At 64.6% G+C, this 4,117-nt stretch carries 3 protein-coding genes; 1 reads left to right on the forward strand and 2 read right to left on the reverse strand.

Features of this window, described 5'->3' with window-relative positions; translation table 11 throughout:
- Positions 1–1,822: DNA polymerase I (gene polA / locus IL54_RS24460; RefSeq protein ID WP_037480641.1), on the forward strand; the 1,822-nt coding region annotated here is incomplete at its 5' end.
- 9 nt (positions 1,823–1,831) lie between these two features.
- Here polA and IL54_RS20685 read toward each other — a convergent pair.
- Positions 1,832–2,878, reverse strand: coding sequence for a DUF1176 domain-containing protein (locus IL54_RS20685; RefSeq protein ID WP_037480041.1), 1,047 nt, complete (start codon positions 2,876–2,878; stop codon positions 1,832–1,834).
- 68 nt (positions 2,879–2,946) lie between these two features.
- Positions 2,947–4,117 (reverse strand): NupC/NupG family nucleoside CNT transporter (locus IL54_RS20690; protein ID WP_037480643.1); only part of this gene is annotated, 1,171 nt, incomplete at its 5' end.

The raw sequence follows: 4,117 nt of genomic DNA on the forward strand, positions 1-4,117 counted from the left end.
CCTCTACGAAACCGTCGTGAGCGAAGAGGCGCTCGACCGCTGGATCGCACAGGCACGGGCCGAGGGGGTCGTCGCGGTGGACACCGAAACCGACATGCTCGATTGCGTGTCGTGCCAGTTGGTCGGCATCAGCCTCGCCACCGGCCCCAACCAGGCCTGCTATATTCCGGTCGGCCATGGCGGGCGCGACATGTTCGCGGAAAAGCCGGTGCAGCTCGACAAGGCGCTGGTGCTGGCGAAGCTCAAGCCGCTGCTGGAGGATGATGCGGTCCTGAAAGTCGGCCAGAACCTCAAATATGACATGACCGTGCTGCGCCGGCACGCCATCGAGATCACCCCCTATGACGATACGATCGTCATGAGCTTCGACCTGGATGCCGGGCAAAGCCTGTCGGGCCATGGCATGGACGAGGCCGCGCGGACGCATCTTGGCCATGCGTGCATCAGCTTCAAGGAGGTGGTCGGCACCGGCAAGAACCAGATCAGCTTTGCCGAAGTGCCGCTGGACAAGGCGACCGCCTATGCCGCCGAGGATGCGGACGTGACGCTGCGGCTGTGGCGGCTGTTCAAGACGCGCGTGGCCAATGAAGGCGCAAACCGCGTCTATGAACTTGTCGACCGGCCGCTGGTATCGGTGATCGCGCGGATGGAGCAGCGCGGAATCAAGGTGGATCGCGAGCATCTGGCGCGACTGTCGGGCGAGTTCACCGCTGGCATCGCGGCGCTGGAGACCGAGATTCACGAATTGGCGGGGCAGCCTTTCGCGATCGGATCGACCCAGCAACTGGGCGCGATCCTGTTCGACAAAATGGGCTATAAGGGTGGCAAGAAGGGCAAGTCCGGTGCCTATTCGACCGACGTCACCATATTGGAGCAGTTGCAGGCGCAGGGCGCGCCGATCGCTGCCAAGATATTGGAATGGCGGCAATTATCGAAGTTGAAGTCCACTTATACCGATGCGCTGCAGGCGCAGATCAATAAGGATACGGGCCGCGTCCATACCAGCTATTCGCTGACCGGCGCGCAGACCGGGCGACTGTCCTCGACCGATCCCAACCTGCAGAATATCCCGATCCGCACCGAAGTCGGGCGGCAGATCCGCCATGCCTTCGTCGCCGAACCCGGCAATGTCATATTGGCAGCGGACTATAGCCAGATCGAGCTGCGGCTGGCCGCGCATATGGCTGACGTGCCCGCGTTGCGCGATGCGTTCGCGGCGGGCGAGGATATTCACGCCGCCACCGCCAAGGAATTGTTCGGCGAGGTCAATCGCGACACGCGCGGCCGGGCCAAGACGATCAACTTCGCGATCCTCTACGGCATTTCGCGCTGGGGTCTGGCCGGACGGCTGGAGATCAGCGCGGACGAGGCGCAGGACATGATCGCCAAATATTATGAGCGCTTCCCCGGCATCAGCATCTATATCAACGAGACGATCGAAAAGGCCCGCGCCTGCGGCTATACCGAGACGCTGTTCGGGCGAAAGACCTGGTTCCCGCGCATCAAGGCATCGGTCCAGCACGAACGCCAAGGTGCCGAACGCGCCGCGATCAACGCCCCGATCCAGGGGACGAGCGCCGACATCATCAAGCGGGCGATGGCGCGCATGGAACCGGTGCTGGACGCGGCGGGGCTGTCGGGCGTGAAGATGCTGTTGCAGGTGCACGACGAACTGGTGTTCGAAGTGCCGGAGGGGGACGTGGACGCGGCGAGCGCGGTGATCCGGCGCGTGATGGAGAGTGCGGCTGAGCCAATCGTGAAGCTGAGCGTGCCGCTGGGCGTGGAGATTGGGACCGGGCCGAGTTGGGGCGCGGCGCATTGATATTAGGAATCAGTCGGTTACCTGGGCATTCCAGGTAGGAATCCAGTGCCACGCGCCACGGCACTCGCCCATGCTCGCGGCTTCGACCAGACGGAATCGGGTGCCGTCCCAGACATAGGCTTCGCTGCCACCGCAGTCGCCGATGCCGCGTCCCTTGGCGAAGCTGTCCAGGCGGGATTTTTCCGGGGTCCAGCCGACATTGACCAAGGTGGGATGCTTGTCATCGCTGAGCCAGCCGGGCGCGGCGTCGAAGGGCGCGAAGCGGAAGGTGCGACGACCGGCGATGCCGGTGGCGATGACCGGAACCGAGGTGAAATTATAGGCACCCGATCCACAGGGCACGAGAATTAAGGTTTCGGTCTTGCTGAGGCGATGCAATTCCGGCGTCTGGTCGCTGCGCATTTCGTGGGCGCAGCCCGTGAAGGTCACGAGTTTGGCCAGTTCCTCGCGCCAGAGCGGGGCTGGCGCTGTACCGCCGGGCACCGGTGCGCGACGGATGACCGGGGGGGTGGGTGCAGGCTTGACCGCCATCACGCCCATGGGACCGGTCGCGACCAGCGCGGTCATCGTACCCGCCCTGCCCTGACGCGCGTCCATGTAGCGCAGCGCAGCGCCTGATCCGGCCAGCGAAGGCGTGCCCCATGACCGGTTTACGGCGCGGACGTCCATCGTGGTGCCGCGTGCCATGGCGATGGCCAGGGCGGAGGCCTGCGGTCCCCGGACCTTTGCCTCGCCATCGCGGGCGCGGGCGGTTGCCACTGTGCGGCCATCGACCAGGAAGCTGACATCCGCCACGCCCTTGCTTTCACGGCTGATCCAGACTTCGGTCGCTGCGTCCGGCCCGGCCTCACGCGCAACGCCGATCATCAGCGGAACCTCCGGCCAGTCGGCGCCTTCGGGCATCAGCGCGACCGCCTCGCATCGGTTGCGATTGTCGCAGCCGATGGTCCAATCCTTGTAGGTTTCAAGCGCGCCCGGTTTTGGCGCCTGCGCCAGACTAGGCGACGATGCCAACAGAGCCGCTAGTGCGGCTGCGGAAAGTGTCTTTGCCCCCATGGGTTAACCATAACCGATTTGGGCGGGCGATGGTAGCATTTCCGTTACGATAGCAAAAGGACTGCCCCTTAGCGCAGGCTGAGCATCAGGCCGGCAAGCGCGGCGCTCATGAGGTTGGCGAGGCTGCCTGCCACCAGCGCCTTCAGCCCCAGACGTGCGATCATCGGCCGTTGATTGGGCGCGAGGTTGCCCGTCACCGCCATCTGGATCGCGATCGAGCTGAAATTGGCGAAGCCGCATAGCGCGAAGGTGACGATGGCGATGGTCGCGGGCGACAGCGCGCCCTGCACCTGGCCAAGGTTGATATAGGCGACGAATTCGTTGAGGACGACCTTCGTCCCGAACAGGCCGCCCGCAACCTGCGCTTCTTCCCAGGGAATGTTGAGCAGATACATGATCGGCGAGAAGACATAGCCAAGCAGCATCTGGAAGCTAAGGTCAGGATAGCCGAACCAGGCACCGATGCCGCCCAATATGCCGTTGGCGAGCGCCACAAGCGCGACGAAGGCCAGCACCATCGCGCCGACCGCGACAGCGAGTTTCACCCCGGTCTGTGCGCCCTGAGCGGCAGCCATGATGAGGTTGGCGGGCTTTTCCTCGTCATGGCTGGCGACCGGCATGGGTTCGCCCGGCGTGCCTTCGGGGAGTAGCGCGGCCGGGCCGACGCCGCTGATCCGCGTTTCGGGCAGCGGGACATCGGGCGTGTCGCCGAGCGGCAATTCGCCCTGCACAGGGACACGCGGATCGGGCATCATGATCTTGGCCATCAGCAACCCGCCGGGTGCCGCCATGAAGCTGGCGGCGAGCAGATAGTCGATGCGGATGCCCATGGAGGCATAAGCCGCCAGGATCGTGCCCGCGACCCCAGCCATGCCGCTGGTCATCACGGTGAAGAGTTGCGAAGGGGTGAGTGCGGCCAGATAGGGGCGGATCACCAGCGGGCTTTCGCTTTGTCCCACGAAGATGTTGGCGGCGGCGCAGAGGCTTTCAACCTTCGACACGCCCGTCACGGCTTCGATCGCGCCGCCAACCCAGCGGACGATGAACTGCATCACGCCCAGATAGTAGAGGATCGACACCAGGCTGGCGAAGAAGATGATGACCGGCAGCGCGGCGATGGCGAAGCTGGCCCCGCCGATTTCGGGACTGGCGAGCGGGCCGAAGATGAAGTCGGTGCCCGCCTGCGCATAGCCCAGCAGGTTCGACACCCCCTTCGACATGCCGCCGATGATGGCGCGA

The organism is Sphingobium sp. ba1 (assembly GCF_000743655.1).
Classification (GTDB): Bacteria; Pseudomonadota; Alphaproteobacteria; order Sphingomonadales; family Sphingomonadaceae; genus Sphingobium.